The 20,200-nt window shown below is 39.2% G+C and carries 19 protein-coding genes and 1 pseudogene; 13 read left to right on the top strand and 7 right to left on the bottom strand.

The window, feature by feature from the left end:
* The first annotated feature begins 121 nt into the window (after window positions 1-121).
* Window positions 122-1,225 carry an AraC family transcriptional regulator gene (locus AB3219_RS02800; RefSeq protein WP_216754759.1) on the top strand — a complete coding sequence of 368 codons (1,104 nt, stop codon included), beginning with the start codon at window positions 122-124 and terminating at the stop codon, window positions 1,223-1,225.
* A gap of 140 nt (window positions 1,226-1,365) precedes the next feature.
* Here the strand turns inward: AB3219_RS02800 and AB3219_RS02795 are convergent, their stop codons facing one another.
* The 4 genes from AB3219_RS02795 to AB3219_RS02780 all read right to left on the bottom strand — a co-directional run bounded on the left by AB3219_RS02795 (window position 1,366) and on the right by AB3219_RS02780 (window position 7,397).
* The gene (locus tag AB3219_RS02795; protein WP_015473476.1) at window positions 1,366-2,295 is read right to left on the bottom strand and encodes an IS30-like element ISLpl1 family transposase; all 930 of its coding nucleotides are present in this window, start codon (window positions 2,293-2,295) and stop codon (window positions 1,366-1,368) included.
* A gap of 122 nt (window positions 2,296-2,417) precedes the next feature.
* Entirely contained in the window at window positions 2,418-4,718 is a 2,301-nt protein-coding gene (locus tag AB3219_RS02790) for a glycoside hydrolase family 31 protein (protein ID WP_260365886.1), read from the bottom strand.
* A gap of 30 nt (window positions 4,719-4,748) precedes the next feature.
* Entirely contained in the window at window positions 4,749-6,170 is a 1,422-nt protein-coding gene (locus AB3219_RS02785; RefSeq protein WP_260365885.1) for an SLC45 family MFS transporter, read from the bottom strand.
* Window positions 6,171-6,218: 48 nt separating this feature from the next.
* Window positions 6,219-7,397, bottom strand: coding sequence for an IS256 family transposase (locus tag AB3219_RS02780; RefSeq protein ID WP_367369278.1), 1,179 nt, complete (start codon window positions 7,395-7,397; stop codon window positions 6,219-6,221).
* 293 nt (window positions 7,398-7,690) lie between these two features.
* On the opposite strand from AB3219_RS02780, the gene AB3219_RS02775 reads away from it, so the two are divergent.
* Together AB3219_RS02775 and AB3219_RS02770 are read left to right on the top strand one after the other, a co-directional pair.
* On the top strand, window positions 7,691-8,668 hold the full coding sequence (locus AB3219_RS02775) for a LacI family DNA-binding transcriptional regulator (RefSeq protein WP_182083332.1): 978 nt from the start codon (window positions 7,691-7,693) through the stop codon (window positions 8,666-8,668).
* Between the two features lie 248 nt (window positions 8,669-8,916).
* Window positions 8,917-9,117 (top strand): annotated as a pseudogene (locus AB3219_RS02770) (hypothetical protein); the annotation flags it as partial.
* Between the two features lie 190 nt (window positions 9,118-9,307).
* On the opposite strand, the gene AB3219_RS02765 reads toward AB3219_RS02770, so the two are convergent.
* Both AB3219_RS02765 and AB3219_RS02760 read right to left on the bottom strand, forming a co-directional pair.
* Window positions 9,308-9,553: a helix-turn-helix transcriptional regulator gene (locus AB3219_RS02765; RefSeq protein WP_181021340.1), complete on the bottom strand. Its 246-nt coding sequence runs from the start codon at window positions 9,551-9,553 to the stop codon at window positions 9,308-9,310.
* Complete coding sequence (locus tag AB3219_RS02760; protein WP_236944818.1) at window positions 9,529-9,912, bottom strand: DUF6442 family protein; 384 nt, start codon at window positions 9,910-9,912, stop codon at window positions 9,529-9,531. The genes AB3219_RS02765 and AB3219_RS02760 overlap by 25 nt, the downstream gene beginning before the upstream one ends.
* A 96-nt stretch (window positions 9,913-10,008) precedes the next feature.
* On the opposite strand from AB3219_RS02760, the gene AB3219_RS02755 reads away from it, so the two are divergent.
* From AB3219_RS02755 to nrdF, 10 genes are all read left to right on the top strand, one after another.
* A complete protein-coding gene (locus tag AB3219_RS02755) occupies window positions 10,009-10,380 on the top strand; it encodes a PadR family transcriptional regulator (RefSeq protein WP_367369277.1) in 372 nt (123 codons plus the stop codon).
* On the top strand, window positions 10,377-11,204 hold the full coding sequence (locus AB3219_RS02750) for a hypothetical protein (RefSeq protein WP_216754624.1): 828 nt from the start codon (window positions 10,377-10,379) through the stop codon (window positions 11,202-11,204). Before AB3219_RS02755 ends, AB3219_RS02750 begins: the two co-directional genes overlap by 4 nt.
* A gap of 162 nt (window positions 11,205-11,366) precedes the next feature.
* Window positions 11,367-11,471: a putative holin-like toxin gene (locus AB3219_RS02745; RefSeq protein WP_006293514.1), complete on the top strand. Its 105-nt coding sequence runs from the start codon at window positions 11,367-11,369 to the stop codon at window positions 11,469-11,471.
* A gap of 288 nt (window positions 11,472-11,759) precedes the next feature.
* Window positions 11,760-13,151 carry an MFS transporter gene (locus AB3219_RS02740; RefSeq protein ID WP_260365961.1) on the top strand — a complete coding sequence of 464 codons (1,392 nt, stop codon included), beginning with the start codon at window positions 11,760-11,762 and terminating at the stop codon, window positions 13,149-13,151.
* Window positions 13,151-13,813 (top strand): HD domain-containing protein, encoded by a 663-nt coding sequence (locus tag AB3219_RS02735; RefSeq protein WP_064578714.1) that lies wholly within the window; start codon window positions 13,151-13,153, stop codon window positions 13,811-13,813. Before AB3219_RS02740 ends, AB3219_RS02735 begins: the two co-directional genes overlap by 1 nt.
* Window positions 13,814-13,928: 115 nt before the next feature.
* The gene (locus AB3219_RS02730; RefSeq protein ID WP_021353390.1) at window positions 13,929-14,018 is read left to right on the top strand and encodes a putative holin-like toxin; all 90 of its coding nucleotides are present in this window, start codon (window positions 13,929-13,931) and stop codon (window positions 14,016-14,018) included.
* Window positions 14,019-14,570: 552 nt separating this feature from the next.
* On the top strand, window positions 14,571-15,029 hold the full coding sequence (nrdI, locus tag AB3219_RS02725) for a class Ib ribonucleoside-diphosphate reductase assembly flavoprotein NrdI (protein ID WP_072533468.1): 459 nt from the start codon (window positions 14,571-14,573) through the stop codon (window positions 15,027-15,029).
* Window positions 15,030-15,056: 27 nt separating this feature from the next.
* Window positions 15,057-17,204: a class 1b ribonucleoside-diphosphate reductase subunit alpha gene (gene nrdE, locus AB3219_RS02720; protein WP_367369453.1), complete on the top strand. Its 2,148-nt coding sequence runs from the start codon at window positions 15,057-15,059 to the stop codon at window positions 17,202-17,204.
* 106 nt (window positions 17,205-17,310) lie between these two features.
* A complete protein-coding gene (locus tag AB3219_RS02715) occupies window positions 17,311-18,237 on the top strand; it encodes a ribonucleotide-diphosphate reductase subunit beta (RefSeq protein ID WP_260289871.1) in 927 nt (308 codons plus the stop codon).
* 14 nt (window positions 18,238-18,251) lie between these two features.
* Window positions 18,252-19,202: a class 1b ribonucleoside-diphosphate reductase subunit beta gene (nrdF, locus tag AB3219_RS02710; RefSeq protein WP_020923860.1), complete on the top strand. Its 951-nt coding sequence runs from the start codon at window positions 18,252-18,254 to the stop codon at window positions 19,200-19,202.
* A gap of 127 nt (window positions 19,203-19,329) precedes the next feature.
* Here the strand turns inward: nrdF and AB3219_RS02705 are convergent, their stop codons facing one another.
* Window positions 19,330-20,142: an IS3 family transposase gene (locus AB3219_RS02705; protein ID WP_260365731.1), complete on the bottom strand. Its 813-nt coding sequence runs from the start codon at window positions 20,140-20,142 to the stop codon at window positions 19,330-19,332.
* Between the last annotated feature and the right edge of the window lie 58 nt (window positions 20,143-20,200).

Genomic DNA, 20,200 nt, shown 5'->3' with positions numbered 1-20,200 from the left:
TCCCTTTTTAATAATTAATTGTTAATACCTAAGGGTAAGTATATAATTAACAGTGACAAAATTAACTATATTATTTTGCAAATAACTATACTATTTTGTATATTTGATTGAGGCCAAATTTATGAAAAAAGAACTGTTTTCCTTATTAGGTAATGTAGCATCAGTGGATTTTTATTTTTCCGATGGAACTGATATTTCCCTAATTTCTGATAATAATGCTTTTAATATGACAGAATTAGCTAAAGAAGCGCTCCAGCTTCAAGTTCCCAATACTTTAACTATTGTTAATCTAAATAATTTTTATGTCACAATCATTCCAATCGATAAAATTCGTCAATTACTTATAATCCCACATATTAATACAACTAATATTCCACGAGATTATCGTGAAATCGCTAAATTTGTTGATAATCTTAATTCATTGAGCTCCTTGGCTTATCAATTGTTTACTAATAAGAAAAAGCCTAATTGGAAAACGTGTGTAAAAAAAATACCTACTGCTCAAAAGGAAGTAGATTTTAATTCCAAAATAGACTTAACTGCTAAATTTAAAAATGAACAAACGATTTTTAAAACCATTAAGAATCTTAATTTTAATCAATTTAATAAGGCTTTAGATAAATTAACATTGACTCAATATATGGGTACGATATTCGAACAAAATAACTATGCTCGAGGAGAAAAGGACGTTATGATTCGTTTTGTAAGCTTATTAATGAGTAACGTTATTGAAAGTGGACAAGTACTAATAGATGTTGCTCTTAAAATACAGGATGACATTTTAGGGACAATTGAGTTCAAGAAAGATATTCCCCCCTTTGAAATTTGGATGAAACAAGTGGCTATTCGTTGCTTTAAAGAAATTCAAAAAACAAAAGATGAATCTGCTTTATTAATTCCTGAAAAATGTTCATCTTATATTAAAAATCATATTAATCAAAAGTTATCTTTAACAATTTTAGCTCAAAATTTAGGCTGTTCTAAAAGTTCTTTGGCGCATTCATTCAAGAAAAAATATAATCAAACAATCAGCTCATATATTAATATACAAAAAGTTAAAGCTGCTCAATATATGCTAATAAATAGTTCTGTAAATATTTCTGAGATCGCCTACACTTTAGCTTTTAATAACCCTAATTATTTTATGCGGATTTTCAAGCATTACGTTGGAATATCTCCAACAGCTTATAGAGTAAATATTAGAATTAATTCTAATATTCAATAATTTTGGCGCCTGTTGCTTAATAGTAATACCAATTTATTCAAACTAATTTGGATAAATACCTCATTTGTTAAACAATTTGGTCCTTATATTCCTAAATATAAATTAATGAATAAATTGAATGTATGAGGTAGATTGCAAATTTAATCCGAATTTTTGGACAAATTTGTCAGCATAACCTGATACGGTGTTTGCCAGTCGAGTATTTTAAGCGGTCGCTGGTTAATTTGGAGTAACGTCGTCGTTAAATCTTGAGCACTAATGTGCTCAAAACGAGTCCCTTTAGGATAAAAATAACGTAAATTCCGATTAAAGCGTTCATTACTACCACGTTCAGCTGGCGTATAAGCATGGCAGTAATAGGTCTTAATACCATATTGTGATTCAAGTGATACTAGCCCACTAAACTCAGTGCCACGGTCCACAGTAAAGCTGTGCACCGGACCATTAAAAGTGGTTAGGAACTTAGTTAGTGCTTCATTAACAGTCGCTGTCGTCCGATCTTTTAACCGGTATGCCCAAAGGAACCGTGATTTGCGATCGATTAAAGTTAATAAAACTGCCTTACTATGCCCACGAGGACCAACGACTGTATCTAGTTCAAAATCGCCGATGCGATTACGTTGATTAATCATCATGGGACGCTGTTCAATTGATCGCCCCAAAGATTGATTATATTTGGATCGTTGGTCAACGTTACGCCGTTGGCGTACGCCATGTTCAGGTAGATCATTCAAGGAGAAATCAATTCTCCCCTGATTTAGCCAATTATAAATAGATTTAGTAGCTAGTTTAAATTCGTGAGCAATCATTCCTGGTGACCAGCTTAGACGTAAATGGTTGAGAATTTTTTGCTTTAACTCATCGCTCAGCTTAGTTTTCCGACCACATCGTGATCGCTTGTATTCGGCATCTGTTTGTGCTAATTCAGCCTGATAAGGTTGACATCGAGATAATTCATAAGAAATTGTTGACGGTGATCGGTTCAGCCGAACGCCCATTTGGATATTGGACAGCCCTAGTTCACAAAAGGTTTCGATTTTAATTCGTTCGGAATAGGTTATACTAGACAAAAGATCAGCTCCTAAAAGATGGGTTTGTGGTAAACACCATTTTAAAGGAAGCTGATCTTTTTTGTCCGAACAGCGTTCGGATTAATTTTACAATCTACCTTAAGGATTAAAATATTAAGCTACTATTCTCGATAACAGCTACTGTCATTATCGTAAGTGAGTTTAACAACATGATCAGACAATTCAACTGTGATCTGCTGATAAACTGGTTGATAACCGTGATGAGTGAGTTGCACATTAACCTTGTTGTGATCAACGGTAATTGTGTAATTGTTCCATTCACCTGACTGATACTTAAAGTCACGTCCATTATCTTGATAGTGTTGGTAGGTCCCTTGAGTACCAAATACTCTAAACGTCATCGCTTTCAACGGCTCATCGCTAATGTGGCTAACAGCGGGTCCCCATGGCAAAATGGTGTTTTGTTTTACAAATAATGGTAGTTTATCGAGTGGGGTATCGACTACAATGTCCTGATTACCGGCATACTCAGCACCGTTCCAAAAATCAACCCAGTTCCCAGCTGGTAAATAAACTAGCCGCTTAAATTGAGATTTTTGAACAACGGGGGCAACTAGTATGTCGTCACCAACCATATATTCGTCATTCAAGTCGCGTACACGAGGGTCCTGATCGTAGTTTAAGACAACGGGACGCATGATTGGTAAGCCAGTTTTGGTTTCCTTAGCAAATAAATCGTATAGATAAGGAATCAGACGATAACGCAATTTGAGATACTTGCGATAAATGTTTAACGTTGGCTCGCCAAATGCCCATGGTTCTTGTTGGCGAGTCCCTAATGCTGCATGGTTCCGTAACAGTGGACTGAAAATTGCCCCTTCAATCCACCGTGTCAGTAATTCAGATGTCGTGTCTGAGGCAAAGCCACCAATGTCAGTTCCAGTAAAACTAAAGCCACTTAATCCTAGATTGCAGAGTTGTGGGATCATCATTTGGATATGTGGCCACATACTGCGGTTGTCACCGGTCCAAACAGTCGAGTATTTCTGAGTTCCGGCGTAAGCTGCCCGTGTGATGACAAATGGTCGGTTGCCAGTTTGCTCTTTTAGTCCGGTATAGGTTGCTTTAGCCATATTATGGCCATAAACGTTATGCATCTTCTTATGTGTTGAAGGCGTGTCTTGATCATTAAAGACCACGTCATCTGGAATCGGACCTTCGAACGTAGCGGGTTCGTTCATATCGATCCAAATACCAGCGACACCTAAATCAGTTAAAAATTTACCGTTGTTAGCCCACCACTGACGAACTTCTGGACGACCGAAGTCTGGAAAAGCAGCGTTACCTGGCCATACTTTGTTAATATAGACATCACCGTCAGCAGATTTAACGAAATAGCTTTTTTTAAGACCCTCGGCATAAATGTGATAGTCAGAATCTTGTTTAACACCGGGATCGATGATCGGGATGACCTTGAGACCCTGCTGGTTCAACTTGGTAATAAACTTCTTGGGATTACCTTGGTATTTATCCTTGTCCCAGGTGAAGACCCGATAACCATCCATGTAATCGACGTCAAAGTGAATCGCATCGCATGGTAAGTCGTACTTTGCAAGGTTATCTGCAATTGCTTGCACTTCTTCTTGACTAGCACTGTAACCCCACCGTGATTGTTGGTAACCGAGCGTCCACTTTTGAGGTAGTGGCGTTCGACCAGTTAAGTAGGTGTAATTGGTGACAATGTCTTTTAACGTGGTACCACCAATAATGTAGTAGTCGAGGTTACCTTGGACAGCTGAATAAAAGTAGTAATGGTTGCTTTCCTTGCCCATATCTAAATGGCTCTTGTAGGTATTGTCGAAGAAGATACCGTAAGGATGTCCATTTTTTAGCCCCAAGATCACTGGTATTGACTTGTAAATATTAGGTAGGATCTCCAGCTGGGGAGCGGGGTTATCAACGTTCCAATTATCATAGGCAAAACCACGTTTGTTTAGATATCCGGTCTTGTCACCAAGTCCATAAAAATATTCATCAGGTGCTAGCGATTTAATGATTTCGTAGTAACCTTGATCAGATTTAGTAGGTGCCTTAGTCACTGAATGGCCTTCTGCCTCAACTAATCGTTCATGGACTTTGTCGACACCTTTCAAGTGAATGCGTTCACCACGATAATCGGTAATCAAGGCATTGCCATCTTTATCAAAGGTATCAAGATGCCGTTCGGAATCGAGGTGAATCGTTAAAGCTGATGTCCGGATAATGTAATGATCACCAGCACTTTCAATAGTGAAATCAGTCGCCTGAATTTTATGACCCTCAATTGCATAGGAGTCACCTTGCTCACCGCGATTAATAAAGACGCGGATGATTTCCGGCGTAACAATAGTTAATTGTAATGGTTGGGTAAAAGCAAACGTGATCGTTTGGCCGTTCTGTGTGTAACTTGGTAATGCACTCATATTAAAAAACACTCCTTAGTAAAATGACTTTTATTTAGTTGGATTCTCTGACAAATCTTCTTGAGGCTTGTCTTGCTTAATAATACTAATGGCAAGTACCGCGATGAACATTGAGATACCAGCAATAAGCATCATTCCAGGCATCGAATTACCAACGAATTTAAAGACCATGAAGCTGGCAACGGATGCGAGAATTTGTGGCAAGCAAATCGTACCGTTAAAAATTCCAATATATGAGCCTTCATTGGCACCATTTAGTGAAGAAGTAAAGATACTAAAGGGCTCGACGTGCACCGTAAAGAAGCCGATACCGATTAAACAGAATGGGGCAATTAATAGGTACTGGTTGTGAATAAAGAATACCCAAACGAGGCCAACTGCGAAGCTAGCTAAGCCAAAGCGATACCAAAACTTTCGCTTGTATGGATTAGTCCGTGAAAGAACTAAGAAACCATATAGAACGGCGGCCATTGATTGAACGAATGTCAAGATTCCATACCAATTACCGGCAGCTTGATAGCCAGCCGAAGCAGCATTAGTTGTGTGCCAAACGTTTTCGGCGATAGCACCAGTAGTATAAGTCCACATATATTGAATACCAATCCAGGCAAATAGTTGAACGAGGGCAACTTCCCAGAAAGCTTTCGGGGCTTCTTTTACTAATTGCCAAATAGGTTTGGTGTGCTTATGTTGTTCAGGATCGATGTGATGATAAAGTGCGTACGTGTCAGGATCATATTCCTTAACCGTATGAATAGTATATGCTGAGATGCCTAATAAAATAATGGCACCAATATAAAACGCAATTCTTACAGAAAGAGGGACAACGCCTTTTTGCGCCGTGTTTGCAACACCAAAGTAAGTTAGGACGAACGGTAGAATAGTAGCAAGTACGCCTCCTAGATTACTGAAAGCTTGTTGCCAAGACCATGCTTTGTCCTTCTGATTTTCATTAACCATATCTCCAATAATCATGCGGAATGGTTGCATGCAAACATTACTTGATAAATCCATAAATAAAATAGCAATAGCACCAAATAGTAATGCAGCAGTTGAAGCGTAGCCAAAGCCGAATGAACCAGCATTTGGTAATAACACCATGACCAACGCCGCTAATGGTGCGCTGAATAGTAAGTAGGGCATTCTACGACCAAAGCGCGTCCAAGTTCGATCAGAGTATTTACCGACTAGTGGTTGGACGAATAATCCAGCCAATGGTGGCAGAATGAAGAAGAGTCCTAGTTTGGTGGGATCAGCGCCAATGGTCTGGAAAATCCGGCTCATCTGTGATGATTGTAATGAGAAGGCCATATTAACCCCACAAAAACCAAAGGTAATTGCAAAGATGGTTTTTAATGGGAGGTTGGGCAGCGAATTAGCAATAGTAGATGTCTTAGGCTTACTGGAAACATCAGTGATTGGTTTATTCGGGTGTACTGCAGGGAGTGTCAAGAAGTTTGTGTAAAAGGGATTGCCCTTTCTCCATAAAATTAAATCTTTTCAGTCGAAAAGTGATTCTAATGTATCCTTAACTTGTCCGAATCCACGATGAATTCGATTAAAGTTCTTTTCGTTGTAACTAATTACTTTCACTCCAATGAAATTGTCTAATGATTTTTCATTGGGAAACTGTTCTTTTGCTTTAGTCTTGCGTTTAATCTTTTTATTTAGCGATTCTATAATATTTGTTGAATAAATGGTTGGGCGTATTGCGGCTGGAAAAGCCAAAAAAGCTAATAATTCCTTTTCAATTGACCTAATGTGACTAATCAGATTTGTGTATTGCTTTTCCCAAGTACTATAAAAATCGGCAAGCATTTTATGAGCTTCAGTTTTATTAGTTACCGAATGAAGCTGTTTGAAATCATTTAAAATGACCTCACGGTCTTTTAAACGGACATGTGTACTAATATTACGCATAACATGAACTAAACATCTTTGAAATTTTGCTTTAGGAAAAGTATGTAACAGCGCTGGTTGAAGTCCGACCATTCCGTCCGCAATAATTAATTGAACCTGTTTAAGCCCTCGCTGCTTAAGATCTGCTGCCATTTCCGACCAGACTTCAGCATTTTCACTGGGTGCAATGCGATAATCAAGAACTTCCTTAATTCCAGTGGGTGTAATTCCTAAGGCAATATAAACCGCTTCTCTTTGAACTGTGTCACGACGCAAAGGTAAATAAGTTGCATCTAAGAATAAGCAAACATAGTTTGCTTTAATGGTTCGTTGATGAAAAGCTTCAATCTGCTCAGTTACTTGAGCAGTAATGTTAGAAACAGTTGTAGCTGAATAATAAGAACCATACATTTTCTCAATCAAATCAGCGATTTCACGAGTGGTAACACCTTTAGAGTAAAGTTGAATAATTGTAGTTTCTAAAGCATCTTGACGACGAGAATAAGCTGGAAGTAAATGATTATGAAACTTGCCTTGTCGGTCACGCGGCACAGCAATTTTCAACTTACCATATTCGGAATCAATTAACCGAAAGTATTGACCATTCCGATAATTGTTAGCCTTAAAACCATTACGTTCATAAGGATCATAACCGAGTAACGAAGTTAACTCAGCTTGTAAGATTTGATTAATAGCTTTTTCAAGTTGTTGGCGAAAAAGTTCTTTAACATCGCCATTTGATAATAGAGTTTTGGTTAAATCTTTGGTAAACTGTTCCATGGGGAATCCCTCCGTTTTGGTTTGGTTTGACGATTTAATCATACGGGGAAGGGATTCCCTTTTCAATAGGATTTTATTTATTTACACAAACTATTTTATACTCTCGTACTGCAGGTTTGTTCATGAGAATCCATCTCCTTAAAATGTAATCATTTTTCAACAGGGCAATACTAGCACTTAATACAAACGTTTACAATACTATTTTAATAATAAAGTAAACGTTTACGCTTTTGACCATGATTTTACCTGCTTTTAGCGCTATAATTAATTTAAATCGGAGGGGAGCTGGAAAAATGAAGCCAACAATCAAAGATATTGCCGCTAAAACTGGCTTTTCAATTGCTACAGTGTCACGAGTGTTGGCGAAAAAACAGGGTACATATAGCGACAAGACTCAGGAGCGTATTTTAAAAGTTGCTAAGGATCTCGGCTATCGGAAGAATACACTAGCCATGGAATTGGTTAAAAAGAAGACCGACGTGATTGCCGTTATTGTCAACGTCACGCCGACGAATTTTTCAAGTGGAATTATTGATGGTATTCAACAGCGCGCGACTGAGATCGGGTTACAGGTTATTATTCTATATGCTGGTAATCGGAATACCGAGTTACAACATCAAGCAATTGTGACCGCCTTGGAACGTACTGTTTCAGGTATTTTGTTAATGGCGATTGATCCAGATAAAGCAGACTTACAATTATTAACAGAATCAAAGACACCGTTTTGTTTTGTTTCGATCAATCTAGCAGATGAACGCGTCAAGTCTGTTAGCTCTGACAATTATCAGGCGGCCTATTTGGCGACAAAGTATTTAATTTCGCATGGTCATCGGACAATTGGCCTAGCCGGAATTGACCATTATCATACAGGTAGTCAACGGCTTGCTGGGTATCAAGCGGCGTTAAAAGATTATTCGATTCATGGGCAAGCTGAATGGGTGCAACCCGGAGATTATAGTTATCAGGCTGGTTATAATGTTTTTAATGCTTATCAAGAGTTGGGCATTACTGGGGTTGTTGCAGCTAGTGATATGACGGCGGCCGGACTACAAAAGGCTGCTCAGGAGAGTAATGTGAAGCTACCTGGGGCGCTTTCTGTTGTCAGCATTGATGGAACGCTCATCTGCGATATTGCGACTCCTGCGTTGACAAGTGTTACCCAGAATTTTGTCCAGATTGGTATTGAAAGTGTTAATTGTTTGGTTGGCAAATCTGCCACGCGGTTAGTCCCAGTCACATTGGTTGAACGTGAGAGTGTTACAACTATATAAAGCGTATTGAGAAATAATTTCAGCTTCGCTGACCTGATAATCGAGAACTTGATTGTCAGGTCAGCAAAGCTTTTTGGTTACAACGAGATTATTCCGTCACTTTAAATACGTTCTCATTAACGTTAGTATACTGTCGGTACTAAGCGATTGTTTTATGCGAAAAGCAGCAAAGTGATTCTCAAATCGATGAAACCGCTCTATTTCGGATGTTATACTACAGCAAATGAAGTCGAAAGTGGGGGGAGACTATGCAAATTGATAAGTTAACATTAAAAGATGTGGCAACGACGAATCGGCAGTATCTGGAGACGATTTTTGCCTTGGGTGATGGTCACATGGGTGTTCGGGACTCAGTACCGTTTACAGGTAATCAACAAGCAACACTACCAGTGATGCTCATCAATGGCTATTATGCGACGAATCCAATCACATATGGGGAAAGTGCCTATCAAGAAGCTCCTTTGCATTCAAATTTTACAGCCCCAGAAGATTTATCAAAAATGGTAAATGGAAATCAAAACGTTATAAATTCAAGATTAAACACAGATAATCTAGGGAAAGGAGAATTTTTCCTTTTTCAATAAATTAGCGTGGCGTCCACTAGGGTATACCCTAATGGCCATATGATCTAATTTGGTCCTATTCTTCTTTAAAATAAAACAAAGCTTCAAATTTCTTGTCCAGAGCAAGACATAAAAACAGTGCCAATTTTGCTGACAGTACAAATTCACCAGTCTCGATATTGCTGATTGTTTGGCGTGAAACCCCAACTAACTTCGCTAGTTGGGGTTGATTCAGACTCTTTTCTGCTCGCGCAACTTTTAAGTGATTTTCTAAAATTATGTTTTTCAAGACAACTTCTACCCTCCAATTACCACAAGCCATGCAGTGTAGAAGACCGCTACGATTAGGAAGAACGACGTCAGAATAGATGCCAGAGAGTGTTTCTGGATGACTTGTGCTATTTCAACGCCTAACCTGCCAAGTAAAATCAAAAAGAACACATCACTAAGAGGTTCATGCCGAAATAACCGGATAATTAACATGAAGAGTAAAACCAGCGAGTAAAATCCAAATATAATACTTTGACTTTTTAAAATGGTATTCCTTTTCCCTTCATCATCCTTTGCCAGTTGAGCTGCTTTTAATATTTTGTTTTTGTCCATTGTAGCGCCTCTATTGTCAAGTAAACTAGTCAACACTAGACTTTGTGGAGGAATAAAAGTAATAATGATCTTAGCCATTCAGTCTAAGTAATCAGACTATTTGAGCGCTTGTTAAAACATATCTAACTAGTTTGCTTTACAAACCAGTTAGATATGTTATGCTACTAATATGCAATGCAAAGTAGTGAAGAAGGTGATTACTTGTCCCAATCAGATATTTCCAGCCAAATGCTTAAAGGTATTTTCCAAGGGTGTTTGCTACTTCTAATTAATCATCAACCTTATTATGGTTATGCAATTAGCCAAGAACTTTCAAAATATGGCTTTACAGACGTTCCTAAGGGGACAATTTATCCACTGCTGATGAATATGGAGAGAAAAGGGCTGATTGTCGGTAAAACTAAGCCTTCCAAAGAGGGCCCACAACGAAAATATTACTATATAACCAGCACTGGGAAGCAAGCTCGAAAAACCTTTCTAACTCAATGGGCTAATCTCTCACTCAACGTTAATGACCTAATCAACGAAAGAAGGAACGACCAATGAATAGCGATAATTTGATCAAAGCTAACAACCTGCTTCGCAAAAAATTGACCTCTGAAAATCAAAAGTATTATGAAGATTTGCTAACTTATATCCGTGGGAAGTCAACCTTTAATCGAGAAAAGGACGTTGAACAGCTTTTGTTAGAAATCCTACATGATTTAATTGACGCTCAAAACAATGGTCAAAACGCAGAAGACTATTTTGGAAAAAATCCACAAACATTAGCTGATGAAATCCTCCAAACATTACCCAAATCATTCTTTGAAACATTTAAACTAGCTTGTTACATCTTGATTGGTTATGTCCTTTTATTTGCCACTCCCAATATCGTATTACCAACATCAAATTTAGATTTTGGTAAACTGATTATTCTCGGCACAATTAGCTTTGTTTTTTCACTCGTAGTCTTGTGGTTAATTGGACAAGAAACTTATCAAAAAAACAAGTTGATAAAATTGGCCAGCTACGTGCTTGGAACAATTACTTTCGCTGGTATCGTTATTGGCAGCGTCTTCTTAAAAACGCCGCTTGCGATTAGTTTACCCGGCTGGTATGGGATTGGAACCATTCTCGTTTTGCTTACCATCACAACAATGATTTATACAGCTGAGCGTAAACGGCTACCGTTTCTAATCATTGTTTATATTTTTATTGTGATTGATTCTCTACTTGGAATTGGTGCCCGAATTCCTGGCCTCTCCGTTTTTCTAACCCAACCAGTTCCTAAATCAACAGCACTATGGGTACTAGTGATTGGAGGACCGATCGTCGCACTCATTTGTGGGTTTGGCTCTTGGTGGTATTTAAAAAAGCATGAAAATTAGTGACGTAACAAATAAAGATGAGCAGTAACTGTTCGACACATATTTTTCCTGTATAATTAAAACTTGTAGAGAAGTTAAGGCGGTGGCTATTTCCGATCGGAGGTGGTGCTTATGGTGTTAAACCTTTAAAGCCCATTAATCCTAACGAAAGGAGTAGCCTAAGTGTCCGTGTCGGACGCTTTACAATTAATGCTGGCTTTCGGTACCTTTATCGTGGCCTTAATTGCATTAATTGTTGAGCTGATTAAAAGTCAGCAAAAAAAATAATCCGTCTTAGCTTTGGCGAGCAGATGGATTATTTTTAGTCTAATCTATTAAGTTTGCCACCGTCTTAAACGGCTCTACATGGGAATCCCTGTTATCAGCGGGGCTTCCTTTTTCTGTCTACATTATAGCATGACTATAACTGACTTTCGACTATTTTTAATGTAGTTTCTCAAGGACTAGAGAAACTTAGTTTGCTCTTAAAAACATGTATGAGCAATCGCCATAACACTATATATAGTGTTATAATCTAATATAAAAACAACATATAGTAATCAGAAGGTGTAATTCTTGGTTCAAGAGAAACACAACAAATTATTGAGCGCCATAATTTCGATTGGGCTTTTAAGCTTTTTAGGAATAGTTGTTGAAACAGCGTTAAACATTACCTTCCCACAATTAACAAGATATTTTTCTATACCTATCAGTCAAGTCCAATGGTTGACTACTGGATACATGTTAGTCTCAACTAGTTTGATTCCATTTGGCTCCTTCTTGTTAAAACGCTTTCGCGTGATAACCTTATTTAGAATCTCATGCTTAAGCTTTTTAGTTGGTACATTGATTGCCAGCTTTGCCAACAGCTTTAATTTAGTTTTGCTAGGCCGGTTATGTCAGGGAATTGCTGATGGAATCGCGTTACCGTTGATGTTTGCTGTCATACTAAATCAAGTACCAAAGAAAAAAGTTGGTACTTTTATGGGGATAGGCAGTCTAGTTATTGCCTTTGCGCCAGCCGTTGGCCCCATATATGGCGGTATAATTCAGGACACATTAAATTGGCATTTTCTGTTTATAATTTTAATACCAATTATTACGGTTACTTGGCTGATTGGTGAGCTTAGTATTGAACAAAGATCACCAGTTCATTACGTTTCCTTCGATTTACGTGGGGGCATTTGCTTAGCCATCTTTTTGACAACGACGTTGATATTTATTGTTAATTTAACCGATAATAGTAACTCTTTTAAATTGAATTTGTTTTTACTAGGAACAGCTTTCTTTAGTGGCTTGTTTTTCCTTCTTAATGAGAAAAATAAGAACCATAAATTGTTGGAATTAGCTCTTTTTAAAAACAAACGTTTTTTGCAGTTGTTAAGTGCCTTTTTTCTGTTGCAATTCAGTTCTTTGAGTATGTCCTACTTAATCCCCAATGTGCTACAAATACTTTTTGCCCAGTCACCTGGCTTGGCAGGATTTCTAATTGCTCCTGCCGCTGTGATTGATGCAGTACTGTCAGTGGTTGCGGGGATTATTTACGATAAAACTGCGCCCCGTTTACCAATTATAAGTGGTTGTACAATAATTGGACTGACCTTTTTGGGCGCCAACCTATTTACGCCAAGTATTGGCGGGCTAATTTTAATATATATGCTTTTTATGGTGGGACTGAGCTTTAGCTACAGTAACATCATGACCTATAGTTTGTCTCAACTACCTGCTAGTTTAGTAAATGATGGTAACTCGATTTACATGACCGTTCAAGCTTATTCAGGAGCGGTTGGAATTGCAATATCGTCGTCCATCGTTTCTTTGCTACAGAAGCAACAGAAAAGTGTAATTTTGGGGACAAGATGGGGATTATCAATCAATTTCTTGATTTTACTTTTGGTTGCAGTATTCACGCTTTCCCTATGCCTGATAGCTTTAAAAAATAAAGTGACTAAAGGAGATAAAGATTAATGAGTTTAGATGATATAAAATCGTTTTCTAAGGGAAATATGGCTTTTGATCCAACCGGGCATGATTTTCTTCATGCCCAAAGAGTTGCTAAGCTAGCTCAAAGAATATATATAAACGATTTTAAAAAAGATGAAACCGATATTGGTCTGTATATTGTGAAAGCAGCTAGCTATTTGCATGACACCATAGACGAAAAAGTCACTGCGGATAAAGAGAATAGACTGAGGGAAGTACGAATTATACTTGATCATGAGAATATTACAACTCCGACTAGAGAAGACATTTTAGATATTATTCAGCATATGTCATATGCGGACAACCTTGAACACCATTACCAGCTTTCTAACGAAGGTAAATGTGTTCAGGACGCTGATAGACTTGATGCACTAGGTGCAATCGGCATAGCACGTGCATTTGCTTACGGCGGGCACGCTGGACAAGAAATATACGATCCCAAAATATTAGTGAAGAAAATCAAAACACACGATGATTATCGCCATCACAAAAGTACAACCATCAATCACTTTTATGAAAAGCTGCTGAAATTAGCAGGTTCAATGAATACCAGAATGGGAAAGCAAGAAGCCCGTCGTCGAACAAAGTATATGCGTGATTTCTTATCTGAATTCCAAATGGAAACAGGTGTAAAAGATGAAACATAATGAGCATCTATTAGATAAATCGTATTTCGAAAAAGTCGCTGCACAGGACAGTCTGATCCCCTGCTAGGTGAGGCTATGTGAACATGGAATAATCTTCAGGAAGGTTTCACAGTCAATGAGCGTCTTCCAGACACTCTCGTTGATGTTGCTGTTTGGCACGTTTTTAATCGCGCTCCTCAGCTATATCGACAAGCACCACAAATAAAAAAGCCGCCCTGTGTAACTTTGGTAGAGGTCACAGGACGAGCTAAAATCGTTTATTAAATTTCTGCCACCGCCTTTGAAGCGGCTTGTCTGAGAAGCTCCGTTCACGCAGGGCTTCTTTTTCTTCCCCGCATTATAGCATGCCTTTAATTATCCTTCGACTATTTTAAATTAACTTTCTAATAGTTCTAGGGGACGCACGTTTTTTTGTACTAAAACAAAGGTAAAAACTAGTAGACATAATCAAAATATTTTTTGATCATGAACCGTACAGTGTGCTCTTCTCAATTGATAACAAGGCCTTTGGTGCAAACTGTGAGCTGGGTCCTGGGAGCTTGCTTCCATTCATTAAAAGTCCCGTTTATCGTCTCTTAGTGCAGCTCAAAATACCAACGGTGGGCCCATTTTAGCCACCTCGCATGAATCTTTATATTCAACACAATTTGTAGATCAATCAGATCGTCCACCAATTTGCACGGACACCACATATAGTGCTATAATGATCGCCTAACCACTATATATAGAAAAAGGGCGATGATTAGTTACGGAAACCATAAATATTCTCTACATCAGTTTGAGCGGCAACACGAAATATTTTATTAGCAGACTGACAACATACTTTGAGAAAGAACGTCATGTTCGGGTTAGTTCAATTAATGTTAAAGAACACCCTGAATTCACCACTCTTGACCAGCCGTTTGTTACCTTCCTACCAGCCTTTCTTAAAGGTGGTAATGGGGTTAATGACGGTTATACTGAAATATTAACCACTATTTTGGGAGATTACCTCGCGTACGAAGGCAATTACCAGCATTGCTACGGTATTATCGGTAGCGGTAATCGTAATTTTAATAAGCAGTTTGCACTCACGGCTAAACAATATGCTAAACGCTTCGATTTTCCTTACATTACCGATTTTGAGCTACGTGGCACCGCACACGACATTCCTCGCATTGCCGATGCCATCTTAACCTATCGCAATCAATTTTGTTTTCAAACAACGAAGGAGTAATCCCTAATGGTAACTAGCACCCCAGAAATGGAAAATACCTATTTTTACTTAAATAACCTCGTAAATATCCCAAGCAACGGAGAAATTCCGCTACATTATGATCAAGAAGCCCTAAAGGCTTATTTCGAAGAGACAGTTAAACCGAAGACCAAGCAATTTGATTCGTTAAATGCCAAGTTAAATTACTTGGTTGACGAAGATTATATCGATCCAAGTATCCTGGAACAATACTCTCACAAGTTTGTGCAGTCCTTGTTCGACCAAATGAGAGACCATCACTTTCGTTTTCGCAGCTTTCTCGGTGCCTACAAGTTCTACACACAATATGCCATGAAAACTAATGATGGCCAGCAATTTTTGGAAGACTTTGTCGATCGCGTCGTCTTCAATGCCCTCTATCTCGCTAATGGTGATGAACAACTTGCCAATGACATTGCCGATGAATTGATTTCACAACGTTATCAGCCTGCCACCCCCACGTTTCTCAACGCGGGTAAAAAACGGCGCGGTGAAATGGTATCATGTTTTTTAATCGATGTGGCCGACTCCATGCTCTCAATTGGACGCGGCGTTAATTCTGCCCTTCAACTATCTCGAATCGGTGGGGGCGTCGGCGTTAACCTGTCAAACTTGCGCGCCTCAGGTGATCCTATTAAGCAGATTTCCAACACCTCGTCTGGCGTTGTACCAGTGATGAAGTTACTTGAAGACTCATTTAGCTACAGTAACCAACTTGGGCAACGGAACGGCGCCGGAGTGGTTTATCTCAACGTCTTCCATCCTGACATCTTACATTTTCTGGATACCAAAAAGGAAAATGCGGACGAAAAAATTCGGGTGAAGACCTTGTCCCTCGGTTTGATTGTTCCTGATAAGTATTATGAATTACTCAAGACTAACGAACCAATGTATCTTTTTAGTCCCTATGATGTCGAACGTGAATATCGTACGCCATTTGCTTACATCGATATCACCAAAGAATATAACAACATGGTCGCTAACCCCAATATTAAGAAGTCAGTTTTTAACGCGCGGAAACTAGAACAAAAGATTTCTCAACTCCAACAAGAATCTGGTTATCCTTACATCTTGAACATTGATACGGCCAACCAAACTAACCCTGTCGATGGCAAAATTATTATGAGTAACCTTTGTAGTGAGATCTTACAGCCTCAAGAACCGTCAAAACTTGATGATGACCTATCGTACAAGACAATTGGTACCGATATTTCATGTAATCTCGGATCAACTAATATCATGAATATGATTGACTCGCCGGACTTCGGTCACTCAGTTGAGGTTGCTGTTCGTGCGCTCACCCTCGTAACTGACACAACCGACGTTAAGGAAGTACCGACTGTTAAACATGGTAACGAACTTTACCACACGATTGGATTAGGGGCTATGGGTCTGCATACTGCCCTTGCACGCCACCAAATTGAGTATGGCTCACCAGAGGCCCTTGAATTTACTGATGCCTACTTCCTAGCTTTAAACTACTATTCACTCGTTACGAGCAATCGAATTGCCCGTGAACGTCACGAAACCTTCGCTAAATTTGACCAATCAAAGTACGCTGATGGCAGTTACTTCGATCAATACTTGAACGCAGACTTTGAATTCAAGAGTACCAAAGTTGCAAAAATCTTCAAAAATATTAAATTACCATCTGTTACAGATTGGAAGGCACTCAAGCAAGATGTGATTACTGGCGGCCTTTATCATCGTAATAGACTCGCTGTGGCACCGAACGGGTCAATTTCGTACGTCAATGAAACAAGTGCATCACTTCATCCAATCACACAATTAGTAGAACAACGTCAGGAAAATAAGGTAGGCTCAATCTTCTATCCAGCACCTTACCTGTCTAACGAAACTTTGCCTTACTACACACCCGCATATGATATTGATCAACGAAAAATTATTGACACCTATGCCGTAGCTCAAAAGCACATTGATCAAGGCATGAGTCTGACACTATTTATGCGTTCAGTTTTGAAACCTGACCTTTACGAGTGGAAGGACAATAACAATTTAAAGATGACAACCCGAGACCTTAACCGGTTACGGAATTACGCCTGGACAAAGGGCATTAAGTCACTTTATTACATTCGAACGTTTACAGAAGACGATGAAATTAAAACGGCAAATGAATGTGAATCATGCATGATCTAGGAAATTCACTTGGGGTCTTACCGTCCGTTTAACACACCGGCATACGTTATTGGGTCACAAGACCCATATACCCATGAATCCTAATTAAGGAGACGAACAAATAACGATGGACTATTTATACTACAAAGCAATTAACTGGGATGATATTAAAGATAATTTCGATAAATACACGTGGGAACGACTCACCACTAACTTTTGGTTGGACATTCGGATTCCCATCACGAATGATCAAACGGCTTGGCAACAGCTATCAGATACTCGACAACAGGCCATTACTCGTATGTTGGCAGGTACATCAATGTTAGCCGTCTACCAATCAGAAGTTGGCACCCCTGCTATTCGCCACGATCGGCGAACTCAACAAGAAGAATCCGTATTAAACACCATTACCTTTATGAAATCAGTCCATGCCAAAAGCTGTACGACCATTTTCCGGGCTCTGATTCCGGGTAACGGCGGTGAAAGTTTTACTTGGGCAGATGATAATGCCAATCTGCAAGCTGAAATTGACCAACTAGTCCAAATGAGCACTAGCGATATGGCCTTACAGAAAAAAGCCCTTTTTATTCTGACTGAAACTGGGCTCTCGTTTGGTAAATACTGGACAATACTTCAAACACAGGCTCTCGTCAATACTTACCAAATGTTGGCTAATATTCTCCGCGGTAGCGCCCTTTTTAGTGCTTATATTGGTTACAAATTTCGCCTCAGATTTGAAGAACTCACTGTAAGTGATCAAACCGAACTGCAGTATTGGATTAATACACAGTTTGATCAACTCATGCAAACTGAAAAAGACTTCTTAGAAGCTAACCTTGACGATGCCACCGAAGCCATCAATCTGGCCTCCTATGGTGCCAATCATGCATTAATGTCACTTGGCTTTAACGCTGTCTACGAAGTTCAACCGTCTTCACTAGTGGCGCAACTCAAAGAACTGATGATTGACCAAAATCAATTTTTGCAACAGGTAACGGCTGCAAACAATGAATCGGACACTGAAAAAATGACCGATGACGACTACGACTTTTAAGGAGTGTTCAACTAATGAGCTATAAAACAATTAATTGGGACATCATCGAAGACGAACTTGACGAATATGTATGGGATAAAGCAACGGCACAATACTGGCTGGATACGCGAGTACCTGTTTCTAATGATTTACGGGACTGGCGGACACTCTCTGGCACCGAAAAATCGGTTATCAATCGGGTTGTGGGTGGATTAGCCTTGCTGGACACACTCCAATCTGAAGAAGGAGTCGACGTGATGCGGCCAGACGTTCGGACACGAAAAGAAGCAGCAGTCCTCAATGACTTTTTGATGATGGAGTCAATTCATGCCAAAAGCTACGGCACTATTTTGACATCTTTGAACGATCAAGCCACTGTTGACGAAGTATTCAAATGGATGAACAATAATCCCAGAATGCAATACAAAGCCAAACGGATCAATGATATTTATCAAACGGGAAACAACCTTGAAAAGAAAGTTGCAAGCGTCTTTCTTGAAGGAATTTTGTACTACACCAACTTTTTTACCCCACTTTGGTACCGTGGTAACAATAAGCTGGCAAATCTTTCTGAAGTCATCAAACTGGTGATCCGCGATGAATCTGTTCATGGTACTTACCTCGGCTACAAATTTCAATTGGGATATAACGAGCTATCGGCGACTGAACAAAAAACATTCAAAAAGTGGATGGATGAGTTGCTCGACGATCTCCTTGAGAACGAGTTTGCGTTCACCGAAGAAGTTTACGCGCCGATTGGGTTAGCGGAAGACGTTAAACAATTCGTTCACTACAACGCCAACAAGGCGCTCCAAAATATGGGCTTTGAATCCCGCTTCCCCAATGCTGAGATTAAAGATATCAACCCAATCGTAATGAACGGAATTTCAACCGAAACGGCCAATCATGATTTCTTCTCACAAGTTGGTGCTGGCTATCTAATGGGTAATGCTGAAGCTATGAGTAGCGGCGACTATGACTTCTAACATAGGCTTCTAGGCATAATTAAAATTTAAAAAAGGCTAATATCTACAGGAAATATTAAAGTAAAGCCCCTGAGTTGTACTAGTCCCTGTCAAGTTGTCATTTGAAATAATATAAGTTTTGCTTTGCTTAAACGGCCTCATTCCAGTATTCAGCTGGGGTGAGGTCGTTTCTTGCTGGTGAACAATCTAGTTGATTAAAATAGTTGATGCCTTCTTCGACCAAGGCCACTAATTCTTTATAGGTAACTGGTTTAGCGTGTCGATCAATCCAGCGCAATTTGAACTCGTTCCACCAACGTTCCATTGGTGCGTTATCATACGGCATTCCTGGTTGTGACATACTACGGGTGACTTCATGTTGCGCCAAAAAGTTATTGAATGTTCCTGATGTGCATGCCGAACCTCGGTCAGTATGCACTACAGGGTGGACGTCACCCGCAAAATTAAAGGCCCGTTGAAAAACCTGAACTTTTGCCTTCGAAGTTTCAGTTTCACTTAATTTATGGGCAATTAGATGGCGACCGTAAAGATCCAGCGCGCCACTCAAACGCACTTTATACTGACCGTTAACACCATAGGTCAATTCCGTTGAATCAGCTAACCAAACCTGGTTTGGTTGGTTAACGCTAAAACGCTGATTTAAAACATTATCTTGTAAGTATTGCTCCTGTTGTTTGATTCGTGAATGCTTTTTCTGATGAACCTGGCAACGAATGCCTAGCTTGCTCATAATCCGCTTAACTTGCTTTAACGTCACCTGTTCGGTGACGGCCGGGTCTTTTCTGAGATTAGATAATATTTTGGTACTACCAATACTTTGATGATGCTGGTTATACCAATATTGAACCCGTCCAGTTAAGAAGTTATCTCGAATCCCCCAATCCGTTACGTTACGATGTACCCTAATGTCTCCTTCCTGAGCTGTGATATAATAGATCAAACGTGTGAGACATTAGAGTGTGACACAGTAACTTTTAAATCTTAATCAGATCAACTAG

The sequence above is a fragment of the Pediococcus ethanolidurans genome (assembly GCF_964062635.1).
Lineage (GTDB): Bacteria > Bacillota > Bacilli > Lactobacillales > Lactobacillaceae > Pediococcus > Pediococcus ethanolidurans.
The sequence above is the reverse complement of the archived record's forward strand: the minus strand, read 5'-3'. Positions and strand labels throughout refer to the sequence as shown.